This is a genomic window from Actinoallomurus sp. NPDC050550, assembly GCF_040655075.1.
Classification (GTDB): Bacteria; Actinomycetota; Actinomycetes; order Streptosporangiales; family Streptosporangiaceae; genus Actinoallomurus.
Window position 1 is genome coordinate 23,877 of record NZ_JBFAJC010000076.1, and the last position, 25,007, is coordinate 48,883.

Annotated in this window: 19 protein-coding genes and 1 pseudogene; 14 read left to right on the forward strand and 6 right to left on the reverse strand. The window is 65.3% G+C overall.

The features are described from left to right. Positions 1–105: 105 nt before the first annotated feature. Entirely contained in the window at positions 106–357 is a 252-nt protein-coding gene (locus AB0I04_RS50105) for a LysR family transcriptional regulator (RefSeq protein ID WP_360902262.1), read from the forward strand. A gap of 193 nt (positions 358–550) precedes the next feature. Here AB0I04_RS50105 and AB0I04_RS50110 read toward each other — a convergent pair whose 3' ends face one another. The 4 genes from AB0I04_RS50110 to AB0I04_RS50125 form a co-directional block, all read right to left on the reverse strand. Then, entirely contained in the window at positions 551–1,138 is a 588-nt protein-coding gene (locus tag AB0I04_RS50110) for a transposase (RefSeq protein WP_360902265.1), read from the reverse strand. A 244-nt stretch (positions 1,139–1,382) separates the two neighbouring features. Beyond that, positions 1,383–2,423: a LacI family DNA-binding transcriptional regulator gene (locus tag AB0I04_RS50115; RefSeq protein WP_360902268.1), complete on the reverse strand. Its 1,041-nt coding sequence runs from the start codon at positions 2,421–2,423 to the stop codon at positions 1,383–1,385. Continuing rightward, positions 2,423–3,295 (reverse strand): ROK family protein, encoded by an 873-nt coding sequence (locus AB0I04_RS50120; RefSeq protein ID WP_360902271.1) that lies wholly within the window; start codon positions 3,293–3,295, stop codon positions 2,423–2,425. The genes AB0I04_RS50115 and AB0I04_RS50120 overlap by 1 nt, the downstream gene beginning before the upstream one ends. Continuing rightward, on the reverse strand, positions 3,292–4,992 hold the full coding sequence (locus AB0I04_RS50125) for a hypothetical protein (RefSeq protein ID WP_360902274.1): 1,701 nt from the start codon (positions 4,990–4,992) through the stop codon (positions 3,292–3,294). Before AB0I04_RS50125 ends, AB0I04_RS50120 begins: the two co-directional genes overlap by 4 nt. A 151-nt stretch (positions 4,993–5,143) precedes the next feature. On the opposite strand from AB0I04_RS50125, the gene AB0I04_RS50130 reads away from it, so the two are divergent. The 5 genes from AB0I04_RS50130 to AB0I04_RS50150 are packed head-to-tail and all read left to right on the forward strand — an operon-like array spanning position 5,144 to position 12,417. Continuing rightward, on the forward strand, positions 5,144–6,442 hold the full coding sequence (locus AB0I04_RS50130; protein WP_360902277.1) for an extracellular solute-binding protein: 1,299 nt from the start codon (positions 5,144–5,146) through the stop codon (positions 6,440–6,442). After that, a complete protein-coding gene (locus AB0I04_RS50135; RefSeq protein WP_360902280.1) occupies positions 6,439–7,347 on the forward strand; it encodes a sugar ABC transporter permease in 909 nt (302 codons plus the stop codon). The genes AB0I04_RS50130 and AB0I04_RS50135 overlap by 4 nt, the downstream gene beginning before the upstream one ends. A 6-nt stretch (positions 7,348–7,353) precedes the next feature. Continuing rightward, positions 7,354–8,163, forward strand: coding sequence for a carbohydrate ABC transporter permease (locus tag AB0I04_RS50140; protein ID WP_360902283.1), 810 nt, complete (start codon positions 7,354–7,356; stop codon positions 8,161–8,163). A 10-nt stretch (positions 8,164–8,173) separates the two neighbouring features. Then, positions 8,174–9,331 carry a glycoside hydrolase family 76 protein gene (locus tag AB0I04_RS50145; protein WP_360902286.1) on the forward strand — a complete coding sequence of 386 codons (1,158 nt, stop codon included), beginning with the start codon at positions 8,174–8,176 and terminating at the stop codon, positions 9,329–9,331. After that, positions 9,328–12,417, forward strand: coding sequence for a hypothetical protein (locus AB0I04_RS50150; RefSeq protein ID WP_360902289.1), 3,090 nt, complete (start codon positions 9,328–9,330; stop codon positions 12,415–12,417). Before AB0I04_RS50145 ends, AB0I04_RS50150 begins: the two co-directional genes overlap by 4 nt. A gap of 345 nt (positions 12,418–12,762) precedes the next feature. Here the strand turns inward: AB0I04_RS50150 and AB0I04_RS50155 are convergent, their stop codons facing one another. After that, on the reverse strand, positions 12,763–15,135 hold the full coding sequence (locus AB0I04_RS50155; RefSeq protein WP_360902292.1) for a hypothetical protein: 2,373 nt from the start codon (positions 15,133–15,135) through the stop codon (positions 12,763–12,765). A 294-nt stretch (positions 15,136–15,429) separates the two neighbouring features. Between AB0I04_RS50155 and AB0I04_RS50160 the strand changes: the two genes are divergently transcribed. The 8 genes from AB0I04_RS50160 to AB0I04_RS50195 all read left to right on the forward strand — a co-directional run bounded on the left by AB0I04_RS50160 (position 15,430) and on the right by AB0I04_RS50195 (position 23,857). Further along, positions 15,430–15,834: a hypothetical protein gene (locus AB0I04_RS50160; protein WP_360902322.1), complete on the forward strand. Its 405-nt coding sequence runs from the start codon at positions 15,430–15,432 to the stop codon at positions 15,832–15,834. Between the two features lie 741 nt (positions 15,835–16,575). Next, positions 16,576–17,772: a Gfo/Idh/MocA family oxidoreductase gene (locus tag AB0I04_RS50165; protein WP_360902295.1), complete on the forward strand. Its 1,197-nt coding sequence runs from the start codon at positions 16,576–16,578 to the stop codon at positions 17,770–17,772. A 20-nt stretch (positions 17,773–17,792) separates the two neighbouring features. After that, on the forward strand, positions 17,793–18,599 hold the full coding sequence (locus AB0I04_RS50170; RefSeq protein ID WP_360902298.1) for a glucose 1-dehydrogenase: 807 nt from the start codon (positions 17,793–17,795) through the stop codon (positions 18,597–18,599). 78 nt (positions 18,600–18,677) lie between these two features. After that, positions 18,678–19,754: a glycosyltransferase family 4 protein gene (locus AB0I04_RS50175; protein WP_360902301.1), complete on the forward strand. Its 1,077-nt coding sequence runs from the start codon at positions 18,678–18,680 to the stop codon at positions 19,752–19,754. 91 nt (positions 19,755–19,845) lie between these two features. Next, on the forward strand, positions 19,846–20,793 hold the full coding sequence (locus tag AB0I04_RS50180) for a DMT family transporter (protein WP_360902304.1): 948 nt from the start codon (positions 19,846–19,848) through the stop codon (positions 20,791–20,793). 832 nt (positions 20,794–21,625) lie between these two features. Further along, positions 21,626–22,369: a hypothetical protein gene (locus AB0I04_RS50185; protein WP_360902307.1), complete on the forward strand. Its 744-nt coding sequence runs from the start codon at positions 21,626–21,628 to the stop codon at positions 22,367–22,369. Continuing rightward, positions 22,370–22,921 carry a hypothetical protein gene (locus AB0I04_RS50190; RefSeq protein ID WP_360902310.1) on the forward strand — a complete coding sequence of 184 codons (552 nt, stop codon included), beginning with the start codon at positions 22,370–22,372 and terminating at the stop codon, positions 22,919–22,921. 327 nt (positions 22,922–23,248) lie between these two features. Then, positions 23,249–23,857 carry a DUF6000 family protein gene (locus AB0I04_RS50195; RefSeq protein WP_360902313.1) on the forward strand — a complete coding sequence of 203 codons (609 nt, stop codon included), beginning with the start codon at positions 23,249–23,251 and terminating at the stop codon, positions 23,855–23,857. Between the two features lie 946 nt (positions 23,858–24,803). On the opposite strand, the pseudogene AB0I04_RS50200 reads toward AB0I04_RS50195, so the two are convergent. Then, a pseudogene (locus AB0I04_RS50200) lies at positions 24,804–25,007 on the reverse strand (IS5/IS1182 family transposase); the annotation flags it as partial.

Here is a 25,007-nt window from a genome sequence, read left to right on the forward strand (position 1 = left end):
CAGTGGGCCCCGCGTGAGGGTCACCCCACCGGCGAGGGATCACGGTCCGTATCGCCCGGGGAATGTCCGCGCAGGCCGCGCTCAGCGGCGCCGCAGATACTAACGGTGTGGCGGACCTTCGTGACCGTGTGCCGGCTCGGGTCGCTGTTGGCGGCGGTCGCCGAACTCAATCATTCGCAGTCGGCCATCTCCCGGCAGATCGCCGGGCTGGAGCGCCAGCTCGGCATGCCTTTGATGGAGCGCCACGGCATCGCCGGCGTCTACAGTCACGTCACCGACCTTATGCGGCAAAAGCTGGGGGACCGGCTCCAGCAACGCTGGACCACCCTGACCGCCCGCCGGACGCAATCGTCGTGATCTCGACCCATCTCGTGCCGAGGGGGAGCAGGGCCGGGAGCATCACCGGGAACACTGCTCCCGGTGACCCCGACCCACGAAAAGTACTGACCCCGACCTACCGAATGAGTAGTACCGATCAGCTGTGGAGCACCCTGCTCCCGATCTGCTCCCGATTCCGACCGATCGTTAGCGCCAGAAACCGAAATGCAGGTCAGGCGCATGGCCTGACCTGCATTGATGTGGTCCTGCGGGCGTGCTGGACGGCCTCGATCATCGCCCACCGCAGGATCGGCGAGCCCTGCTTGGTGATGTGCCCGCGGGCGACCCTCAGGTCCGATTCACGGTGCCGCGGCGTCAGCCCGGCCCAGGAACACAGCTGGGCGGGCCGGCCGAAGCGGGTGACATCCCCGATCTCGGCGATGGTGACCGCGGCCGGGACCGGGCCGATTCCCGAGAGCTGCTGGATCACCGTGTAGCCGGTGTTGCCGGCGAGCAGGTCGGCGATGACCTCGTCCAGCATGCCGATTTCCCCGGTGCAGACATCGATCAGCATCCGCAGCGAAGCGACCTTGCCGGCGTAGGGCTGCGGGAGGCTGAGGCCATCCAGCCACTGGGTGCCGCCCCGGCCGAACAGATCCGAGCACACGGCCGCGATGCCGAGCTTGGCCAGCACGGCATGCACCATGTCCTTGTAACCGGTGCGTTTACCGACCAGCTTGGCCCGGTAGCGGGTGAGCTCCCGCGAAAAAAGGGGATCTACATCCAGCGGCGGCAACGAGCTGATTCCCTTGTCCGCCAACGAGATCCGCCGCCTGTGGAATCGGATCACAGAACCCCTGACCTACACGATCGACCACATCGTTCACTGGTCGAATTGGCGACCGACAGCCAAACCCGCGCTCGCATCAGCCACTACAAGAGACGCAGGCATCACGACCTGTCGCTGCAGTACTAAAGCCATCCCGTGATCCTGCCCGGGCCGAGCCGCTGAGCGCGACAAAACCCCAGATCAGGCCCTGTGACACGATTATCGGCACCCATAGCTATGTCTCCTCGGTACGGCGCGCCAGGTCGGCAGCGTGGCCGTATTCGATGACCCTGGTGGGGATGATGGTGCGGCGGGCGGCGAGTGGAGGGGCGTCCGGATCGGCGGTGAGGCGGTCGAGCAAGAGCCGGGCGGCGTGCCGGCCGATCTCATCGGCATCGTAGGCGACGATCGTCAGCGGGACACCGAGCATGTCGGCGAGTTCGAAGTCATCGAAGCCGCCTACCGCGAGCCGTCGGCCGGTCTTGTGGATCGCTCTGAGTGCACCGATCGTGTTCCGGTTGTTGGCGGTGAAAAGCGCGGTGGGTGGCTCATTCAGGCCGAGTAGCTCGAGGGTGGCCCGCTCCGCGGACGCGGCGTCCTGCTGGGCCCGCCGCACGTGACGTTCGTCGAGGTCGACACCGGCTTCCTGGAGCGCCGCGCAGAATCCGCGGAAGCGTTCGGCTCCGGTGTAGACGGCGGGCGGATTGCCGAGGAAGCCGATCCGGCGGTGCCCCTGGGCCACCAGCCGTGTGGTCGCCTCGCGCGCCCCGCCGAAGTCGTCCACGAGAACGCAGTCGGCTTCGATGCCGGACGGTGGCCGGGCGGCCAGCACGACGGGAACCTCGGATTCGAGATGGTCGTGGCCGAATCCGGCGGGAACGACGATCATGCCGTCGACCTGGCGGGCGGCGAGGTCACCGACAACGTCACGTTCGCGCTGCTCGTCCTCGTTCGTGTTCGTGAGCAGCACCCGAATGTCACGCGTAGCTGCGACCGATTCCACGCCGAGGGCCAACTGTGAGTAGAACGGGTTGGCGAGGTTGGTGACCACCAACCCGATCATCCCGGTCTTGTGGCCCGGTCGAAGGCTGCGGGCGATCTCATTGGGCCGGTAACCGAGCGTTCGCGCCGCGGCCAGTACCCGCTCGCGGGTCTGTCGGGACACGCCTTCCTGATCGCGGAGCGCCCGTGAGACCGACATCGGGCTCACCTTGGCCAGCGCTGCTACCTCACGGATGGTCGGCGGGGATTTCGCCGATCGTCGCTCCGCCGTCATTACGGTATCTCTCCATCCTTCATTGCGTAGACGGTCGCTCCGATCAGGGCAGCGCCTTGGGGGTTACACGCGGGAAGCGTGACCGGGTGGGAACCTGCCGCCGCGAGTCCGGCCGTCAGCGGTGGCGCGAGCAGGTCCCAAGAGGCGGCCATCGAGCCGCCGACCACGAGAACTTCCGCTCCGAAGCGGGTGAGCCACGGGGCGAGCACCCGTCCCAGGGCCGTGAACGTCTCGGTCAGGAGGGCCTGTGCCGCCGTTTCGCCGGCCCGGGCCCGATCGGAGATCTCCGCCACGTCGGCGGCCGGCCGGCCGGTGTAGCGGGCGCGGATGGCGCGGCTGGACACAGTGTCCTCGAGCGGGCGATCCTCCCAGGTGAGGAGGTCGACACGCCCTTCCGGCGGTACGTCCGGACCGTCGGTGACCGGCCTGCCGTCCACTAGGAAGGCCGAACCCACCCCAGTGCCCAGGGTGATGCCGGACGCCCGCCGATGACCGGCGGCGGCGCCGGCTGTCCACTCGCCGAGCAGGAAGGCGACAGCGTCGTTCAGAAACGTCACCGATGAAGGGGGACCGGGCAGGCCGTCGAGGAGCGCGGCGCCAAGGTCTGTCCCGTAGAGGGCGTCGAACTTCCCGACACCTTCGAACAGAGCGATTCCGCGCTCGTAGTCGAACGGGCCGGGCACGGCGACTCCCCACCTGCCCTTTGTGGTGGGAAGCGTCCGCGCGCAGCGCAGAATTCGGCTGATGATCTCGTCCGCGGTGCCGTCCGGCCGCAGTGGCTCCCGCCTTTCCGCGATCATGCCAGAGGAGGCGTCGACCAGTGCGGCGGTCACATGGGAGCCGCCGATCTCGAGGGCAGGATGAAGGATCATGAGATCAGCGCCTTCACGACGCGGACTGGTGAGCTTCCCAGGGAACGCAGCGTGTAGTCGCCGACCGCAGCCGGGACGACCAGAGTCTCGGCGTAGGAGAGATGGTGCTCATCCCCGGCGCACGTGGTGACGAGCACACCGTCACCGTCGACGACGTTCAGCACGTGAAAGCGGTCACCGGTCGCGGCGGGCAACCGTGCACCCGGATCGAGCACTAGCCGGCGTACCTGGAAGAACATCTCCGGGAGCGCGCCGAGCAGTTCTTCGGCCCAGCCGTCGCCCTCGTCCACGCTCCGGGGGGTCTGCACCAGGTCGCGGGTTACGGCCTCGCCGAGCCGGTCCGTGTCGAGGTTACGGAAGGCGTGCTCCACGTGGACCGGGCGTTGCCTGTTGGCGGAGTCGCGGCGCAACCAGTCGTAGAACCGTAGCGAGTACAGGTACGGCGTGGCGCTCACCTCGAGGACCACGTTGCCCTCGCCGCTGCCGTGCGGCGTACCGGCCGGGATGCAGAAGAGCTGGTGCGGGGTGGCCGGGAGAACCTGTACGTGCTCTTCGATGTCCATGGGGACCTCGTGGTGATGGGCGTCGTGGGCCTGCCGGTGGAATTTATCGACATCGACATCGCCCCGAAGTCCGAGGAAGACTTTCCGATCGGTCCCGCCCACCATGATGTAGTAGGTCTCGTGCTGGGTGTAGGGCCAGCCGAACACCCGGCGCATGTAGTCCGGTTGCGGATGGCAGTGCACCGAGAGGTTACCGCCGCTCATGGTGTCGAGGTAGTCGAACCGGATCGGGAACGAGGTGCCGAATCTCGCCCGTGCCTCCCGGCCCATGATCTCGTCCGGATGGCGTTCGACCAGCATTTGGAAGGGCACCTCCACCTGTCTCCCCGGTCCGTCACCGATCAGTACGCCCGACTCGGGGGCGATCAGCTCATAACCGAGGGCCGTGTTGGGAGCGTCCGGGTTGAAGCCCAGCTCGCGCTGGGCCCAGTGCCCTCCCCACGAGGTCGTGTTGAAGGTGGGCCGGGTGCGAAAGGGACGCCGAGCCAGGGCCGTAATGGTCCGGCGTAGCGTGTCGCCGGACAGCGAGGTGGGCCGGCGCGAGTCCTGCAGGTCGAACCAGCGGTCGATCCGGCCGGCGATCGTGTCGCGGTGCCGGTCCAGGAGAGGCCAGTCGATGTAGAAGAGGCGCTTGGTCGTCCCCCGCCCGGTGCCCTCCGGCTGGCCGAGGTTCCGCCCGGTGCCGGCGTTGATCGCCGCTTCCACATAGCGTTTCGGCAGGTCGAGATACCAGAGAACATCGTGGTGGACGAGCGCAGCACCCGGGCCGTACACGACGATCAAGCCATCATCGGCGGGCCGCGGGTCGGGCAGCTCATCGAAGAGATCGGAGAGAGCGCCGCCGGCCAGCGTGGCGAAGTCGGGATCGTCGGGAAGTTCCGCGGAGGCGGTGCGAGCCAGGATCCGCTCCCAGGACGTGAAGTATGTCCGCAAGTCGAGTGGTTCGACGGTCCGGCCGCGCGCCGAGGCGGCAGCACGGACGCCGTCGATCGCGGCCTTCCAGTCGAGGACGGCCGGCCCGTCCAGGGCGAGGACGATGGGGCCGGCCGGTAGCGCGGCGATCGCCGGCGGCCAGCCTTGATCGGCTGTGCCGCCGACGGCGGCGTACCGGGGATTGGCCTCATAGGTCATCATTCGTGCTCCTCGGTGCGGATTACGTTAACGATACCGTCAGCGGTTTGCGGTTTCCAGCCGAGACTGACCGAATGAACAGGGATTTCGTCTCAGGTCTTGCCGTGCCGATTCGGTAGCGTTAACGTAACCCCACCCTGACGAAGGAGACGAGATGCGTCCAGTGAGCCCATCCAGTGCCGTGATCGGCAGACGGGGATTCCTCACCGGAGCCGCGGGGATCGGCGCCGCACTGCTGACCGGCTGTGCCAGGGGGACCGGTGGATCATCAGCCGGCACGGTCAGCCTCTACAACGACAACCCGACGTGGAAGAGCGGCTTTATCAAGACCGGCGATGTGCTCAAGTCGATCGCCGGATCGGGTCTCTCGCCGCTGTCCACCGCCCAGACCGTCTCTTACGAGCAGGTGGTCAAGGCCTCGCTGAGCACGTCCAGGGCTGCGGACATCGCCAAATGGTGGTCCGGCTACCGGCTGCAGTCACTGGCCAGGACCAAGGGCATCTCGGACCTGAGCTCCATCTGGGCGCAGATGGAGGCCAAGGGCTGGGTCCAGCCCAGCCTCAAGGACTCGATGTCCTACCAGGGCAAGGTGTACGGGATTCCCCTCTCCGAGTCCTACTACGTGATCTTCTACAGCAAGCCGCTGTTCGCCAAGTACGGCCTGCGGGTCCCGGCCACCTGGGCGGAGTTCGTCTCCAACGCGGCCGTCCTGAAGAAGAACAACGTCACGCCGTTCGTCGCCAGCGCGAACGGGGTCTGGCCGGCACTCGAATGGTTCCAGGAGATCCTCAGCAAGATCGACCCCGACTTCTACACCAGGCTGACGAACAACCAGGCCAAGTACACGGACGAGCCCGTGATCCACGCCATGACCATCTGGCAGGACTTCATCAAGAAGGGCTGGATGACGCCGCCGGATTTCGACCAGTTGACCGGAGCCGCCCAGATGAAGGCGGGAAAGGTCGGCATGTTCCTGCATGGGACCTGGCAGTCCCAGGGCTTCGCCAAGGGAGGACTCAAGTCGGGGGAGGACTACGACGCGTTCATCATGCCGACCGTGGAAGCCTCCGCCCGCCCGTCGGTGATCGCAGAATCGGGCGCCTTCACCGTTCCCGTGCGCGGTCCGAAGCATGACGCCGCGATCAAGGTCGTGAGTTCGTGGCTGGACCCGCGGGTGCAAAGGGTCTGGTCGGACTTCCTTCAGGACGCCTCGGCCAACCCGACGGTGCCGGCGAGCGACCCGGTCATCTTGGGGCTGCAGAAGACCATCGCTCGCACCAAGCCCGAACTTCTCGTGCGCTACTGGGAGGCCAGCCCTCCGGCGCTGGTCGAAGGGAACGTCCAGGACCTGGGTGCCTTCATGGTCCACCCCGACAGGCTGCAGAGCATCGTGCAGTCCATGGCGAGCCGGGCCACCACCGAATGGGCCAACTGGTCCAAAGGTATCTCGTGAGCAGGGTCGCGGCCCGGCCCCGACGACGGGATCGGCGCGTGCACGGATCGGTGCGGGAGAGGCTGTACGCCGGTGGGTTCATGGCACCGGCCGTGCTCATCGTCGGCATCCTCCTGATCGTGCCGTTCCTGGTCACCGTCCACCGGAGTTTTTACAGCGACAACGTCCAGTCGAGGTTCTCTGGGCTGGGGAACTACCGGTTGCTCTTCACCGATCCGGTGCTGATCAGGTCTGTTGAGAACACCCTCCTGTGGGTTACCGGGACCCTCGTTCTGCCCATCGCCCTTGGCCTGGCCATCGCGGTGATGACCGACGCCGCCCGATGGACGCGAATCGTCAGGCTCGCCGTGGTCATCCCGTACGCGATCTCCGGTTCGGCCGTCGCCGTGGTGTGGAACTTCGTGCTGGCCAGGAACGGTGCCCTGAACGCGCTGCTGACATCGCTGCACCTCGGGTCGTTGGCACACGGGTGGCTGCTGAACTGGCCGGGGAACACGCTCGTCATCATTGTCGCCAGCACCTGGCAGTCGACCGGCGTCGCCGTCATCCTCTTCCTCGTCGGTCTGCAGACCATTCCGCCCGAGACGATCGAGGCGGCCTCGCTCGACGGTGCCGATGGCTGGCTGCGGTTCCGGCACATCGTCTTGCCGCAGCTCCGGCCGGTGATGATCGTCGTGGTCGGCATCAGCCTGGTCAACGGGCTGAAGGCCTTCGACCTCATCTGGGTGCTCACACAGGGCGGCCCGGGCCGATCCACCGAGACGCTGGCCGCGTCGATGTACCAGGAGACCTTTGGGCTGCAGCGCCTGGGCGCGGGCTCGGCCATCGCGGTGGTCCTGACCATCATCGTGCTCGGCGCCTCATGGACCTACCTGCGCCGCCAGCTACAGCCGGAAGGTGCGTGAGACGACATGCGAAGGGCGATGCGTAACAGCGTGGTCGTCACGCTTTCCGTCCTGTGGTTCGTGCCGACCTACCTCCTCCTCGTCAACGGGACGACACCGGCGAACAAGTATTCCGGCAGTCCCCAATGGCTCCCGAACGGCTTCGGTCTGCTCGGCAACATCGAATCCGCCTGGTCCGACGCGAACCTCGGCCCGGCGATGCTCAACAGCCTCTTGTACGCGCTGATCGGCGGGTTGCTCGCGGTCATCGTGGCTTCGCTCGCGGCCTTCGCCACCGTGGTGATGTCCGTCAGGCGCCGTGCCCTGTGGTTCTGGCTGATCTACGTCGGGACCCTGCTACCGCTTCAGGTTTTCATCCAGCCGCTGTACTCGGCGTACGCGAAAACCAATCTGTACGACACCCAACTCGGCTTGATCATCATTTACGTCGCCTTCTGTATCCCGTTCGCCTACTTCGTCATGCGCAATTACCTCGCCACGGTGCCCCGCGAAGTCACCGAGGCTGCGCGTATCGACGGCGCGTCATGGTGGCGATTGTTCTGGCGGATACACGTACCGTTGTCCAAATCCGCGATGGTGGCCGCGTTCGTCTTCCAGTTCGTCGCTGTCTGGAACGACCTGCTGTTCGGGATCGCCCTGACCACCAGCCCGAACATCCGGCCGGTCATGGCCGCGCTCGCCGACCTGCAGGGCACCTACGCCGGAACCGCTCCTCCGGTCGCGCTCGGCGGGGCACTGGTGGTCTCCCTGCCCACCGTCATCCTGTTCTTCGTCGCCCAGCGCTTCTTCGTATCAAGCCTCAAGCTCAACCTCTGACGGAGAAAAAATGAGAAAGTTCCTCGCCAGTTCGCTGGCGGCGGCGACCGCGATTCTCGGAGCCGCCACTCCCGCACAGGCATCCGACGCCGGAACACGTGCCCGCCAATCGTATGAGGCACTGCAGCGCTACCTCTATCAGGGACCCGACGAGCACGGCCTATATCTGGAGAACTACCCGAAACAACCCGCCGACCAGAAGCATTCCTACGTCTGGCCATTCCGCGAGGCGACCGCGGCCACCGTCTCCATCGCGGAGACATCCGGACGCTACCGCAAGGACGTGGAGAACCGATTCGCCACCCTGCAGCTCTACTGGAACGGCGACTCCGCCCGGCCGGGCTATGAGTCCTACCTGCCGCCGCCGCTCGGTGGTGGCGGCGACATCTACTACGACGACAACGCGGTCATCGGCCTGGAGCTCATCCGCGGATACGAGGCGTCGGGCGACCGCACGCTGCTCCAACGCGCGAAGCAGGCTTTCGGCGTCGACACCCGGGCGTGGGACACCGATACGAGCCGCCCGTGTCCCGGCGGCATGGCCTGGGTGGACAACCCCGCCAACAACATCCGGGCGGCCAACGTCACCGGGCTCGCCTCCGAACTGGCCACCCACCTGTTCCGGATCACCCACGATCGCGACTACCTGGCGTGGGGCACCCGGCTCTACACCTGGAACCGTAAGTGCCTCCAGCAGAGCCCCGGGCTGTACTGGAACGACATCGGCTACGACGGCACGGTCGACAAGACGCTGTGGAGTTACAACTCCGGCTCGATGATCGGCGCCGCCACGCTCCTCTACCAGGCGACGGGCACCCGGTCGTACCTGGACAACGCCCTGGCCGACGCGAACGGCGCGCTCGACCACTGGACGCAGGGCGACAACCTCTACAACCAGCCCGCCATCTTCAACGCGATCTTCTTCAACAACCTACTGCTACTCGACTCGGTGCGGCCGAACCCCAAGGCCCGGTCGATGATCGAGCAGTACGCGAACCGGGAATGGTCGTCCAACCGCGACGCCGCCACCGGCTTGTTCCACTTCCAGCCGAGCGGCGGCGGCGCCTACGATCCGGCCGCCCCGGCGCAGACCCTCGAGCAGTCGGCGATGGTCCAGATCTACGCCGCCCTGGCCTGGAAACCCCATGATCTCTGGAGGATTGCATGACCAAGTTGACCGCTCCCTCCTGGTGGGACGTCGACCTGGCCCGCGACGGCCTGCGGCGATCGGCCATGACCGCCGAGATCCGCCTCGGCGGACGGGATGTCATGATCTACGCGGAGCCGTTGCTGAGAACGGACGGCGGCGCCGGCCTGCTGCAGTCCATTCGGATCGAGATCAGCGGCTCGGACACGCCGGCGATCACACACGCGCTGGTACGGACCGAGACCGATGCCGCGGTGCGCTGTGACGTCCTGCCGGCACCGCGCGGGACCGTCCGCCTCCTGGTACCGATGGTGGACGTCGTCACCCGATTGCTCGTGGAGCTGCCGGAACTGGAACCGGGGCGGCAGGTCGATCTGAGGCTCGAACCGCAGCGGCGGTGGACGATCCACCTGGTTCACCAGTCGCATCTCGACATCGGCTACACCGACCTGCAGGGAACGGTGTTCGCACAGGGGCGTACCTACCTCGACACCTGCCTGGAGTTGGCGCGGGCCACCGACGACTGGCCGGACGAGGCCCGGTTCCGGTGGGCCGTGGAGGCGCTGACCTCCTTCGAACGCTGGGCGAAGGCACGACCGGCCACCCAAGTCGAGGAGTTCATCAACCGGGTGCGTGAGGGCCGGTTCGAACTGACCGCGTTGCCGTTCAACCTGCACACCGAAGCATGCTCCACCGATGAGCTGCACGAGCTCCTGCGGCCCGCGGCGCGGGTGCGGGACGCGTACGGCGTGTCGTTCGCCACAGCCATGCAGACCGATGTCCCCGGTCAGGTGGTCGGGCTGCCGGACGCGCTGACATCGTTCGGCGTGCGGTACCTGTCGGTCGCGCACAACTGGGCGGGGCGGGCCGTACCGCATCTGGTGGGCGGCGCGCGCCTGCCGCGGCTGTTCCGCTGGCGGGCCCCGAGCGGTACCAGCGTGCTCGTGTGGCAGACCGACACTCCGCACGGCCTCGCGTACATGGAGGGGGCGTTCCTCGGCTTCCACCAGTCGTACGAGGACGTGGACGACCTGCTGCCGGCGTACCTGACGGCGCTGGCGACCAATCCATATCCGTTCCCAGAGAAGGGCATCCCCGGCTATCCGGTGCTCGGCGCCTCCGTCGACCGCGAACCGTACCCCTGGGACGTGCTGCACCTGCGCGTGCTCGGCACCTTCTCCGACAACGGCCCGCCGCGTTCGCTGGCCGCCGAAACGGTACGACAGTGGAACGAGACATGGGCCTATCCACGGCTCCGCTTGTCCCGCAACGAGGACTTCTTCGCCGACATCGAGGAACGGCTCGGCGACTCGATCGCCACGTTCGACGGTGACTGGACGGACTGGTGGGTCGACGGGATCGGAGCGGGCGCGGAGCCGCTGGCGCTAACGCGGCAGGCGCAGAGCGGTGTCGCGGACGCCCAGACCGTCAGCGCTTTCGCCACCGCGCTGGGTGCTTCGCCAGAGCTCTCGCCGACTCCGGTCTATGAGTCGATCTCCATGTTCAACGAGCACACCTGGGGCGCCTCCGACCCATGGACGCACGGCGACCACGGGCGGCAGTCCGGTGCACGGCAGTGGCACTGGAAATACGCTCAGGCGATCGACGCGTACGACGAAGCCCTGGTGCAGTTGGACACCGCCGCGGCATCGCTTGGGCAGGCGTTGGAGCGGACGCCCGGCTGCCTCGCGACCTTCCACGTGCTGAACACCTGTAGCTGGTCACGCAGCGACGTGGTGCGGGTCTTCCTGCCCGAAAGCACCGTTCCGCGAGATCAGCCGGTCGCCGTCGTTTGCGACGGAAAGCGCCTGCAATTCTCCGAAGAGAAGCCGACCGACGAGGACCACGATGTTCCGGGGCGGTACCTGGCCGTGTTCATCCGGAACGTGCCCGCCATGGGAACCCTGCGACTGGACGTCGTTGCCGCGACGGACTCGGCCGCCGTCGCTCCTACCACGGTGGTCTCAGATCCGACCTTGCTGGAGAATGAGTATCTGGCCGTGCGGGTCGACCTGTCCCAGGCGTGCATCTCCTCCATCGTGGACAAGGCCACCGGCCGGGAACTGGTCCGGCAGGACGCCGTCTTCGGCTTCAACGGCTACATCTACGACCAGTACGCCACCGCCGGCGGATTCAACCACCAGTCAGGCAAGATCGTGGCCGACGACTCGATGCACCTGCTGTCCGCACGCGACGTGGCACCGCCCGCCGCACTCATCTCGCGGCAGTCGTCGGCGACAGAAGAACAGATCGTCTATGAATGCGTGCCGGCCGGGACGACCCGGCTCCGCACCACGCTGCGGCTCGCTCACGGTGTGGCGCGGCTCGACGTGGAGAACCGTCTCGCCAAGTCAGCGACCATGGGCAAGGAGAGCGCGTTCTTCGCCTTCCCGTTCGCGATGAGCTCACCGAAGGTGCGCATGGAGGCGACCGGCGGCGTCACCGGCGACGGGCTTCCCGTCGTCCCCGGCTCGGCCCCTCACATGCGGGCGATCCGCCGATGGGCGACCCTGGAGTCCGCAGATCTCACCGTGGCCTGGGCGACACAGGACGCGCCACTGGTCCAGCACGGCGGGATCGCCCTGCCGTACCTGCCCTACCCGCAGACCGTCCCTCAGCATGAGCCGGGCACGCTCTACTCGTGGGTTCACAACAACATCTGGGACACCAACTTCCCGTCCGAGCAGGCGTTCGACTTCGTGTTCCGCTACAGCGTCGCCGCCTCGCACGAGGTTCAGGGCACGGTACTCGGCATGCGCACCGCAGCGGCCGGCAGCCGTCCCCTGCTCGCCGTGCGAGCCCTCGGCCCGTACGGCGACGGGCCCGCCACGCGATCGCTCCTCACGATCGAGGATCCGCGGGTGCGCATCGTGGGCCTAACTGTTCCCCGTCCGGGAGCGATCCTGATACGACTGCAGTCCTTTGCCGAACAGCCGGTCTCCAGCGATCTGCGGATCGGATTCCCAGTGACCGCGATTCGCTCGGCGACCTACCTCGGCTCCCCGAAAGAGTCCCTGCCCCGGCGATCGGACGGAGCCGTACCAGTCGAGATCCCCGCACTGTCGACCCGCGCCGTACTGATGGAATGCGTGCCGCCCGCACAGTGACCGATGCCCGGTCGGCGTTCCCTCGCTAGGGGCGCCGACCGGCGTAGGTCGGCAAAGGGCCGAGTTGCGTTTGATGCAGCATTGAGCTGGGTCCGCGCAAGCAGATGAGGTACACATCAGAGTGGGCGCCATCCGAACGGCTGGCGCCCACTCTGCGTTCACTACCTGGGAAGATGGCCCTCGAGTATCCGAACGAAAGATAGCGGTAGCCTCAGGCGATGGTTTGGTTCACCGTCGGCCGGCGGACACGGCCTCGGGGAAGATCGGTACTGCGGTTATCGGCGAGATTACGCAGGACCTGGAAGCCGACGTCGGCCAGTAGCGTCGGGAGTTGCCAGTGCCGGATCAGGCTTGACGTGTGACCTTGCCATCACTTGTGACCCTCACGGTGACCACCCCGCCGGCCGGGACTTCGACGCGCGGCCAACCGAGGAACGCCGTGTACCCAAGGGGGCGGGCCGATTGGTGGGCCGTTTCCGCCAGCACCGACACCCGTGCTGCGTAGGCCGTGTTGTTTGTCAAGCGGACTACGGCGGCTTGACGGCTATCGCTGACATATGCCGCCTCGACATGGTCAAAGGGAAAGAGGATTCCTTCCCCAGGCCGGACGTAGATTCCGGGAAGTTCGAGTGTCATCAAGATGCCGTCAGTCTCCGTCCAGGAGTTTCTCGTCTTGATGAACATGCCGACGGCCGCCTTGCCCTCGGAATCGCTGGGCTGGATCCGCTCCATGCTCGAACCGATTAGGTTGTCGGTTGTTATATGTCCCGGCATGTTGACGGCCTCGGCATGGGCATGCTGAATATCTCTGATGAGTTCAGCGTACTTTTTGTTCCCGGTCGCTCGATATAGCTTGAACAGGTGATCTGCGGAGGATGTACACACACCGGGCGCGGCATGCTTGTTTTGGCTGCTTGCCCAAACGGCGCCGGCCATCTTTCCATTCAGTCGTGCGATATCGCTGCCTGCCGGAAACAGAGGATCGTACGCAAGCGTCCAGGACGAGCACAGTGCGGCTTGGACTTTCGCGCGATTCAGCCAATCCCTCTTTCCGGTGTACTGGTACAGCGCCATGAATGACTCCAGGAGGCCAAATGCCGTTTCGCTATCCGCGTCCTGTGAAATATCCCCGCACCCTCCGCCGGTGAATCCACGGGACTTGATGTCGCGCTCATAGTAGAATTCGGCCGCCTCCTCGGCTACCGCCAACCAGTCCGGACGATGGAAGTATTCAGCTGCCAGGGCAAGCCCGGCTGGAGCGATGGCGCCGGCCGTCGAGTTGTAGACGGCGATATCGCCTGTTTCGGGCACGATGTACTGACCGAATTCTCCGTGCTCTCGCCAGGTCCGGGCGAAGGCCGCGGCCAGGCCGCCCGCAGCCAATTCCCAGGATTCCTTGATGGCACCGCCATGCCCTTGTGCCTTCAGGAGCATCAAATGCTTGACCAGCCAGAAGAGTACGTCTCCGTTCTTGCGCACCATCGCCTGCACAGCCGGAAAGTCGGGGTGAGCCTTCTCCGAGATGAGCGCGCCATCTGCATTGATGAAGCCGAAGAAAAATCCGCTTCGCCCCTTCATGCTGGAACAGACGAAGTCAAGCTCCTCGGAGACCCTGCCGCGTTCCGTCGGGTCATTCAGGGCCAACATGGGGTAGGTGTTGATCATGCCACTGACCCAACCCAATTGGAAGTCCTTAGAATTTTCCGGCAGATAGTATCTGCCAGCCTTGGTTTCGGTGAAATTGCCCCGGCAGATGTCGGTGCCAAGCTCCGCGAGCTTGCTCATCGGAAGCAGGTTGCGAGGCATGGTGGGGCCAGTAAGCGACTTCCGCACATCCATGAATTTTTGGAGGACTGCCGGAATTTCGTCAGCATGGAAGGTGAAGACCTGGAAGCGAATCGACACCGCGTCACCGGGGGTCCAGTTCGACGCCCTATCCTCGCTCGGCCGAAAGTCGCCGAAACCGGCCACCTGCTGGCGCACAACGGGCGCCGAAATACGGAATTCGCAGCTTGTCCTGTTCGCGCTCTCTTCAACCGAGAGCCCGCTATTGCCTAGTCGGGTTCCTTGCTCCGTGAGGACGATCCAGCCCTTCCTGAACTTAGGTGAGAAGAAGCTCATCGCCGGGGCGGCAGTACTGCAGGTTTCCAGTTCGATCAGCGAAGGCGTCGCGACATCAGAGGCCAGTCGTGGATTATTCGATATCGTCACTGGCGTCCGAGGATTGTAGTACATGTCGGCCGGATAGTCTGGATTGTATCCATTGCCGATGGTGCGATAGCGATTGCCGTTGTAGACTATTCCGGGAATCATCACATAGTTCGCGGTCTCCCAGTTCTCGAATGGGAAATCGACAGAGATCGCGGTTTGCTCCGCTTCCCCCTTCTCCAGAGTGCATGTCAGGGTGACCTCCCATCCGTTATTATCGGGCACCCGTCGCGTCTCCCGCTTCAGCTGCCACTGCCGCGGCCCGTCGGTCAGCGTGTCGCCGTCAAATTCTTGGACTTGGCGCAGTGTCGTGCCCTCATATTTCCGAATCGACACCTGGAGGGAGCCGTGCAACTCGCGCAGGGAACGGCTCAATTCGGCAGCTTGGCCACCTGCTCCGGCAACCCCTGCGTCGAGCGATTGGGCTCGCGAGATCGTCGGTTCGAGAGCGATCCTCGTGCCGACTCCGGCGGCCGCTAGCAGAAAAAGGCAGTGTCTCCTGTCGATCATCCTGAAACCATCCTCGCGTCTGTGTTCCTGCGGTGGAAGCTTCGGATCGATGCCTGCGCCATGCCACAGCCTGCGAGAGACGCACCCCGAGGATATAGATCTGAAACATCCTCTACTAGATGGGCAAGAGTGTACGCATATGAGGGCGATCGTCAAGACTTTAGATCAGATCAGATCAGTGATCATTGGCTTGAGGCGATAAGTTCGCAACGTTTGACTGTTCGTAGCGTTCGCGCTGGCCAGGCTTGCCGACCCCGTTGGACGGTGCCGTGGGCCTCACCCAGGCTTCCCTGCGTGACGCACGACCTGACCGCAGCGCGGGAGCACGGCATCGTCGACGCTTCCTTCGTGTCCGCACACTCGGACAAGGAGGGCGCCGAGCCGCACTGCAAGGGCTTCGGCCTGGACCCGTTGCTGGTGTTCTGCGGCAACACCGACGAGCACCTGGTGTGCCGCCTGCGCCCGGGCTCGGCAAGCTACCGGGCCCGGTTTCTGATCCGGGACCGGGACGGGAAGTTCCCCGAGGTGTTCGACGCCGTGGTGGCCGATGTGGGGATCGAGGTGGTGCTCATCGGTGTCCGGATGTCCCGGATGAACGCGATCATGGAACGGTGGGTACAGACCTGCCGGCGAGAACTCCTCGACCGCACCTTTGATCTGGAACCAGCGCCACCTCAGTTCACGACGCCACGCCTCTGATCAGTGGAGACTCGTACACAACGTCCGTGGACGCAACCCTGCCGGCGCGGCCTGTCGTCTCTCCATTCGCGGGTCAAGCCCCCGAACCAGACGGACCAGCTCCCACGTACGGCAACACAGCCCTGATATGTCGCCGCTATGAGGAGATTGATCAGATCTATAGTGACGTGAATTTGATCTGATCTATCGTCTTGACGCTGGGGATATTGATCCGCACACTTGATGTAGCCAACCAGGCAAGGATCCCTCCTGAGAGAGGTGATCCGGTTGCGACAGTTGGGCGGTCAACCATCGCTCTTGAGGCGACTCGAGTCCTCGTTTCCCTCAGATGAATCTGAACTATCTGCCCAGCGTCTCCCGAGGAGGCACCAGACGAACGAGGACGGTCCTCCATGCGCCTGCGGCTCGGCCCAGCCCCATCGTGGCCGGCCGCTCCTCGACCGCCACGGCAACAGCCCTTACTCGGTCCGGGCGCATACCCGGAGCGGGCTCGCCGGCAAACACGCTGGGCCGGGAGGAGAACCGGGGCGCGGGACCGAACCACAGCGTCGCCACCGCCGCGATCGAAGTGATGAGCATGGTGGCTCATTTGTGCTCTGAGTCTTGCTTTGTACAGCAACTATCCGTTGTCGGCCCGGGGAACAGGGTCGCAGCTCTGACCACCGTCGACCCGCTGGCGAGGCTGGCCAAGTCCGGTCACGTCCATCCAAACCGCGATATATCACGGGAGCGCGCAGAGTCATGGATGATCTACGAATCGGAGCAATCGGGCTTGGGCTTCGGCGCACTCTCGCCGAAACGGCGCACCGTCCGCCGGGCCAGGGATCGCGAGTCACCGCGGTTGCCGATCTGGACGAGGCCGCCGCGCGGAAGGCCGCCGACTCGTTCGACGGCGCGGCCGCCGAGACCGACTACCGGCAACTACTCAAGCGGACGGACGTGGACGCGGTCCTGGTCGCGACGCCCGATCACACCCATGCCGAGATCGCTATCGATGCCCTGCGTGCGGGCAAGGCCGTCTACCTCGAAAAGCCGATGGCCGTCACGCTCGCCGAGTGCGACGCAATACTCCAGGCCGCCCATGAAACCGGTTCACCGCTGTATGTGGGACACAACATGCGCCACATGCAGTTTGTCCGCCTGATCAGGGAGATCGTGCAACGGGGCGACATCGGACGGCCGCGCAGCGTATGGGTGCGCCACTTCGTCGGCCACGGCGGGGACTTCTTCTTCAAGGACTGGCACGCCGACCGCTCCAAGGTCGGGAGCCTGTTGATGCAGAAGGCCGCCCATGACCTCGACGCCCTGCACTGGATAGTCGGCGGATATGCCGAGACGGTGCAGGCGCTGGGCGACCTGACCATCTACGGCAAACTTCCTCGGCGCCCCACCGGAGCACCGAAGACCGACGGCTGGCTCTCTGGGGCCAATTGGCCGCCGTTGGCGCAGCGCGACCTCAACCCCACGGTCGACGTCGAAGATCTCTCCTTGGTCAACATGCGTCTGGACAACGGCGTGCTGGCCGCCTACCAGCAGTGCCACTACACCCCAGACTACTGGCGCAACTTCACCGTCATCGGCGACGAGGGACGGGTGGAGAACTTTGACGACGGGCCTGGCGGAACGATCAGGGTATGGAACAAGGGACGCCGCAACTACGACGAGCGGGGGGACGCGGAGTATCGCATCCCGGACAGCGTCGGAGGGCACGACGGTGCCGATCTGAAGGCCATCGGGGAATTCGTTGATTTTGTCCGCAGCGGGGTTCCCACCACCACCTCCCCGATCGCGGCCCGGATGGCGGTCGCGGCCGGCGAGCTTGCGACCCGCTCCCTCAGAGGAGGGGGAGTACCGCTCGCGGTCCCGGCGCCGGACCCGATGCTGCTCGACTACTTCGACAACGGCCAGTCGCGGGCGGCCAGCCCGGCGGCCCGCTGAGAACGGGAGTGGATACCACCATGACGACCGCGGACCGCTTCAACCTGGCTGGGAAGGTTGCACTGATCACCGGAGCCGCCGGAGGCATCGGGCGTGTGACAGCCGCGCGGCTGGCCGACGAAGGCGCCTCGGTGGTCGTGACCGACATCGACGAGCAAGCGTGCAACGAACTCACCGATGAACTGACAGCGCAAGGGCACAGGGCACTGGGCACCGCACTAGACGTCACCGACAAGGACAGCGCCGACGCGGCGGTCGCGACCGCCGCGAGCACCCTCGGGCATGTCGACCTGCTCATCAACAACGCGATTGTGGCGTGCCCGGTTCCGCAGAAGCTGCACGAGGCGCCGATCAGCCTCTGGAACACCGACCTCGACGTGATCGTCAAGGGGGCGGTGCACTGCTGCCAGGCGGTCCTCCCCTCGATGATGGAAAGGCGCGCCGGAGCGATCGTCAACGTCGTCTCGGTCAACGCCTTTGCCTTCTACGGGCATCCGTCCTACAGCGCGGCCAAGGCGGCACTGGTGTCGTTCACCCGCAGCCTTGCCGTCGAGTACGGCCCCTTCGGGATTCGCGCCAACGCGGTCAATCCGGGCACGATCCGCACACCCGCCTGGGCCGAGCAGGAAGCCAAAGATCCCGCGGTCTTCGACGCGCTCACCCAGTGGTATCCACTCGGGCGGATCGGGTCCCCCGAGGACGTCGCGGCAGCCATCTGCTTCCTCGCCTCCGGCAGCGCCAGTTGGATCACCGGCTCGGTGCTGACGGTCGACGGAGGGCTGACCGCGGGAAACTCCGTGATGGCACGTTCTGTCGAAGGAAACTGACCGCAGATACCGATGCCGGCACGCCGAAGTGACCGGTTCCCCCCACTCAGCGATTAGGACTCAATGGTCATGCGTGTCATGCATCTTGTGCAGTGCGGGCCGACCACCGGAGGGACGGTCAGCCATGTCGCCACCCAGGTCACCCATCAGATCCGCCGGGGACTGCGGGTGGGGGTGGTCGCCGCCAGCGAGGGTGTCCTCACCGAGCGGTGCCGCGAGGCCGGCGCCGATGTCTTCGTCGATCCGACACTGCTGCCAACGGGTGCGGACCCCGCTGAGGCCAACGACCCTCAGGCCCTTCACGAACGAGGGTCCCAATGGCGCCCCGACCTCATCCACGCACACCTGATGCACGCCGGATTCCGCGGCCACGAGCTGGCCTCCGCCCTCGAGGTTCCCCTGCTCTACACCCAACACATGTACGACCCCATCGATCCATTCCTCCGCGCCGCCTCGGCCGCGAATGCGCAGTTCCCGGTCATCACGGTCGTCAAGTTCGCCGAGGAGACCATCGGCAAGTTCTTCGGCGATGCGGCGCGCGTACGCCACGTGCCCAACGGAGTAGACATCCCCGAACCATCGGGATTCGAGCTGAACAGCTCATCAAGCCCGAACCTCCTGTACTGCGGACGGCTTTCGCCGGAGAAGGGCGCCGACACCGCCGTACTCGCGTTCGAGCTAATCCTCCGCTCCACGCCCGATGCACAGCTCCACATCATCGGAACCGGCCCCGACGAGTCACTTCTCCGCAGAATGGTCTCGGCACTCGGCCTCGCCGGCAGCGTCCACTTCTACGGCAGCGTGTCAGGGGCGCTGACCACGCAGCTCGGGGCCGACGTGCTCCTGGTGCCCTCGCGGGCCGATGCGGCCAACCTGGTCGTGCTCGAGGCAATGGCGTCGAACATCCCCATCGTGGCGACTAACGTCGGTGGCATCCCGGAGCTGATCCGCAAGGACATCGATGGGCTGATCGTGGCTCCGGACGACCGGCAGGACCTGGCCGAGGCCACCCTGGGCATCCTTACGCGGCCGGACCACACGGCACGGCTCAGAACCAGTGCACACGACCGGTATCGCACGCTGTACACCGCCGACCTGATGGTGCAGCGCACCTGTGCCGTATACGAGGACACGCTCCGTGAACCGCGTCGGTGACAGGAGGCCAACGGAGGCAGATGCCGCCCCGGGACGCCCAGGAGAGTGCCGCACCGGTTCCGGGACCGGCGAGAACGGGCAGGCTCTGACGGTGCGGCTGGTGTGGCAGTCCGCCGCGCTGGTCCTCCTGCTCGCCTCCACCTGGGTGATCGTGGACGTGTCACTGCGCGGGGCGAGCACCCCCGTAGTCTCGGCGGGCCGCACCGGATTCACCGTCCTCGGCCTCATAGCGCTCACACGATGGTCGACCCGCCGCACCACTCCCACCGCGCAGAAGCACTCCACCGAGACTGCCTCGTCCCACTACCGGTGGTGGCAGGTCGCCGTCCTGGCGCTGACCGGGGTGACCGCCTACACGGTGCTGTCGACGGTGGCCATCGACCTCGCCGGTCCCGCGCTGCCCGCCCTGGCCCTGTCGCTCACCCCGGCCGTCGTGCTGTGCGCCGAAGCGATCATGACGCGCCGACGGCCCCGGACACGCACCATCGCCGGCACGGCCGCCGCGGTCGCCGGGGCCGTGCTCTATGCGCTGCCCCGACTCGCGGGCCAACCCGGACACGACACTGCCCTCGGGACGGTGACCGCCGCGGCCGCCATGCTGTCTATGGCGTTCTACGGGATCTACTTCGAGCGGGTCAACCGCGGCTACCGAGGCCCGATGGCGCCGCGCATCCTGCCGATCTTCGCGGTCGGCACGGCCCCGCTCGCCGCCTGGTCCCTGGCGGTCGGCGGAGCAGTCCGGCCGACGACGATCGGGATGCTCGCCCTGCTCGGCATCGCCATCTACGTACCGGCCTACCTCCTACAGCACCGCATCCTGCTGGTCGCCGGGCCGTCCTACGCTGCGCTCCTCGGCCTCGCCGTACCCCCGCTGGTCGGCGTCACCTCCGCACTGCTGCACCTGGCCGGCGCCCCCGCCGCCGAGCAGCTCACCGCCATGGCACTCACCCTGGCCGGGATGGCCCTCGTCATCCGCGGCAAACTCGCGAACCCCGAGACCGCCACACGAGACCGAGCCGACAACGCGCAAGTTCGATAGGGATATGACGGCACCATGTTCCCGCGGGAACACCGAGCGGGGACCCGGTCGGATCGAAACGGTTCCACCAGGGTCGAAGCAGAATCCGCTCTCACTGATCCTCATATTCGTGCAGTGCAGGCGTGTAGCGGCTCGAGTTCCAGGCCGGCACGAACCCGCACCTCTTGATCCGCGGGTTCGGGCGAGAGGAGGCACCTCAGGAGCCGAGACGCCGAACCGGCGCTGCCACAGATGCTTCCTGGCATGCCCGACGCAGACGTCGACGCGATACTCGCCGCACTGCAGACGCTCAACCTCCCTCCGAGTTCCTCCCGGCTGTGCCGGGGATACAACCAGGCGCCTCGTGGCGCACTACGAGCACCCATCGAGCGTCCAAGATCGCAGATGACCACACAACTACCGATCGCAGACCGTGACGCGCCCGCCCGAGCGTGTCACGCTCGGAAGAGCTGCGCGGCGAACTGCTCCAACCGCGACCGGACCACGGCGACCTCAGCGACCTCACACAAGATCATCGCCACCGAGATCACAAACGTGACAAAGCGCTATTAGTCCGACGTCGATCCCGGTCTTGCTTGAGCCACACAGATGGTTCGGCTGGGCATCTGCCGATCCGCGGCCACTGGACACCGGCGGTCCCGACCTGATCAGATGCACCATCTTGCGGCGGAACTCTGGGGATTGGGATAGCCCCTGGACGCCTGTGCCTCTCTCGGTGATCGGAGGCATCAGGATTCCAGTGATGCGACGCCGTTGAAGCCGGGACCCAGCACCGCGATCAGCATTAAGTTTTAGATCTATTTGCCGGTTATCCCCCAGCAACGTCGCAGCCGTGATCCAGTTGTGCCGGCAGCTAGAGGGGCTTCCGCTGGCGGTGGAACTGGCGGCGGTGCGGATGCGGGTCATGACCGCGCAGCAGCTGCTCGTCCGTCTTGATGATCGGTTTCGTCTGCTACGCACCCAGAGCCCGGTCGCCGTCGATCGCCAGAAAACGCTCCAGGCATTGATCGACTGGAGCTATGAGCTGTGCTCACCCCAAGAGCGCGCGTTGTGGCAGCGGCTGTCCGTCTTCGCCGGTGGTTGCACACTCGACGCGGCCGAACGAGTCTGTGTCGGGGATCCGATCGCCCCCGAAGACACGCTGGACGCCATGACCGGCCTGGTACTCAAGTCCATCATGCGGCACGAACTGCATGACGGCGTCGACCGCTATGCGATGCTCGAGACACTGCGGCAGTACGGCCGGGACCGGCTGGCGGCCTCCGGGCAAGAGCGGCGGCTGCGGCGCCGACACGGCGAGTGGTGCCGTGGCCTGGCGTTGCGGGCTGAGGCTGAATGGTTCGGTGAGCAGCAGTTGGACTGGGCATTTCGTTTGCGCTCCGAGCAACCTAATCTTTCCGCGGCGCTGGAGTTCTGCCAGGACGAGCCTGGTGAGGCGTCGACGGCACTGGAGATCGCCGCAGCGCTGTGGAGCCACCGGATGTCGTGGCGATCACCGAGCGAGGGCCATCAGCGGCTGGCGCGAGCGCTCGCGCTCGCCCGGTCGCCCGGTGCCGTTCGGGCCAAAGCGCTGTGAGTGGACGTCTGGCTCTTGCTTTTGCTGGGTGATCCCGACGCCGCAGCCCCGCTCCTCGAAGAGTGCTATTCGCTCTGCCGTCGTTTCGGCGACGAAGGGCAGCTGGCCTGCGCGGTCCAGATCCGTGGTTTCGCGGCTCTCCTGGCCGGTGATTTCGACAGCGCAACCGACCTGTTGCGGGACGCCTTGACACGGCACCGGCAGATCGGACAGGCCGACCGTGCCTGGATCACCTTGTTCCAGCTGGCGATGGCGGCCGTCTTCAACGATGACCCCGGCGCCTCCGCCCTCTGCGAGCAATGCGTAAGCATCTGCGAGCGCGAGAAGCTGCCGTGGTTGCGGTCGTATGCGCTGTGGGTTTCCGGACTGGACGAATGGCGGCAGGGTCATCCCGCCGCCGCCAAGATGATGATTCGCGAAGCGATCAAGTTCAAGGCGGCCCACAACGATCACCTCGGTATCGCGCAGTGTCTGGAGGCCCTGGCCTGGATCACGTGCGACGCAGAGCGGCATACACTCTCACAACCATTGGAAATATGGCGAAGCTACTGAAGGGAAGGCTGTTCCTTTGGGCGGTCATGCGGAACCGACGGCTCATCAAGGCGGCGACACCAATAGCGGAATGACATCATGGACTCCGGATCTCGAAACAGCGCAGGAATTCTCTAAAGATGAAGGCTTCGGCTCACGGCCGAATCTTGTGCTCAGGGTCCCGTATGACTCTATTCCTCAAGAGCGGATGGTTGTGGCCGGGAATAGAGGGCTCGAGGAGTATGAAATCCAAGTATGGGGCCCCGTAGCAGGCTGCGAGGTTAGCTGCAACGGTGGACCATTCAGGGCACCATAGCAAACTAATTCCGGAATGAAATGAGGAGCAAAATGCCGCAAAATCCCGATGGTCTGGCGTCGCGGGCAGACGCCTTCGGGCGCTACGCGCTACCTGGCAATCGGTACAAAAAGCTGCTGGGCGGAAACTTTATGCAGCTTCAGCAGGGGGAGCGCGAAGAGTTCGGGAAGGCGCTCGCATGCGATGCGCGATCTATACCCAGCGAAAAGCTAGATGAGCTTTTTGCTGGAGACTGGAGGGAGCGCCTAACGGCGGCTTGGCTGGTAGGCTTTGCGGAGCGCATTGAGTTCCGACCCGTAATTGCGCGTCTCATATTGGAAGGCGAACGGTTCGCGGGAAAAGGATACTCCTTTGCGCTTGCTCGCTTCGGCGAAATCGCCGATGCTGAGATTTTGGATCGGTACCTGTGTGAATACCTACCTCATCTTGGCCATGTCCTGGCGCAACCATGGGCGTTGGGAGCGCTAATGCTAATAGATTCTAAGTTGCATGCGAACTATTCAACAAAATTTACTCGCCCTGGCGGCTTGTGGGAAAATTGGGTTCAAGGCGGCGAAGCGATTTCCTACACCCCTAATGGAATGATGGAGATTATCCGGTCGTGGTGCGAATTTGCAGACGGGTGCAACACGCTAATTTAATGAGTGTTTCTGAATTGGTGCTCTTTCGCCGCGTGCAAGCCTCGCAGCTCTGTAAGGCGTGGATGGTTTTGGCGAATTGATCTGTGGTGCGATAGCAGCGAAGCTTGGCCGGGATCCTCCAGCTCTTCAACCGTGCGTTCGCTCGTTCGCCTGGTCTCTGAGGATGGCGCGGTTGTCCGATCATCGGGAACTCGGAACTGGTGGCTTCTCGCTGCTGGCCCGAGCAGGGCGACACCGGTCCGCGAAACGGCGGCACCCAGCAACCGAGCGGCCTAGGCAGAACGTAGGCACAGGGCGGGCGCAGGCATCTGCCAATCGATCGCCTATGAAGCGCCCAAGCCGCTGTGGCCCCCGATCGGCCACGGCCGACGATCCCGTCTTGAAGAAGCCGCGCATACGCTTCACCAAGCGTCTGACATGCAGCTTTCCAAATGTCTTTATTCGTACGCGCGCCGCCACCTGAAGCTTCAAAGCTGCGGATTAAAAGTCCACAGCTCCGCCAAAATGGCGGTACCGTACCGTGTTCCGCACTGCCGGTACGTGCCGTTTGGTCCGCGTTCGCCGTACCAACTCCGGTGGATGAGCCCGATGCCGTACCGGGTGCTGCCGGACCGTGCCGCGACATACGAGCAAACGAGGAGCAAACAGCCCCAGACCTCGCGTCCGCTGACTTCTCTACCCCGAGGGGCCGAGCCCTGCTCGCTAAAGAGCCGACACTTGCTCGCACGCCATCGCCAGGGACCCGCCAGTGTTTCATGTGTCCGGGGTAGATCGCGAAAGGCCCGCGCGGTGGATCGCGCGGGCCTGGTCGACGACGTGACAGCGGGCTTGGTTGCTCGGCGCTGCGAGGCCCGCTCGTGCTGCGATGGCCGCCTCGTCGGCCGGGGTGGTGATCGGGCGCGGGGCTAGGTCCTGTCTGACAATTCGGTGTGGCGGAGCCACAAGATGAGATGGCCAGCAGTAGCCCTGCCCGGTAGCGGCTGGCCAGCTTGTCGAACCGAGCGGCGATGGCGCGGAACTGTTTGAGCTTGTTGAAGCAGCGTTCGACCACGTTCCGGCGTTTGTAGGCCTCGGCGTCGAAGGCGGGCGGTCGGCCGCCGGCTGAGCCTTTGCGGGCTCGGTTGGCGATCTGGTCGTCGCGTTCGGGGAT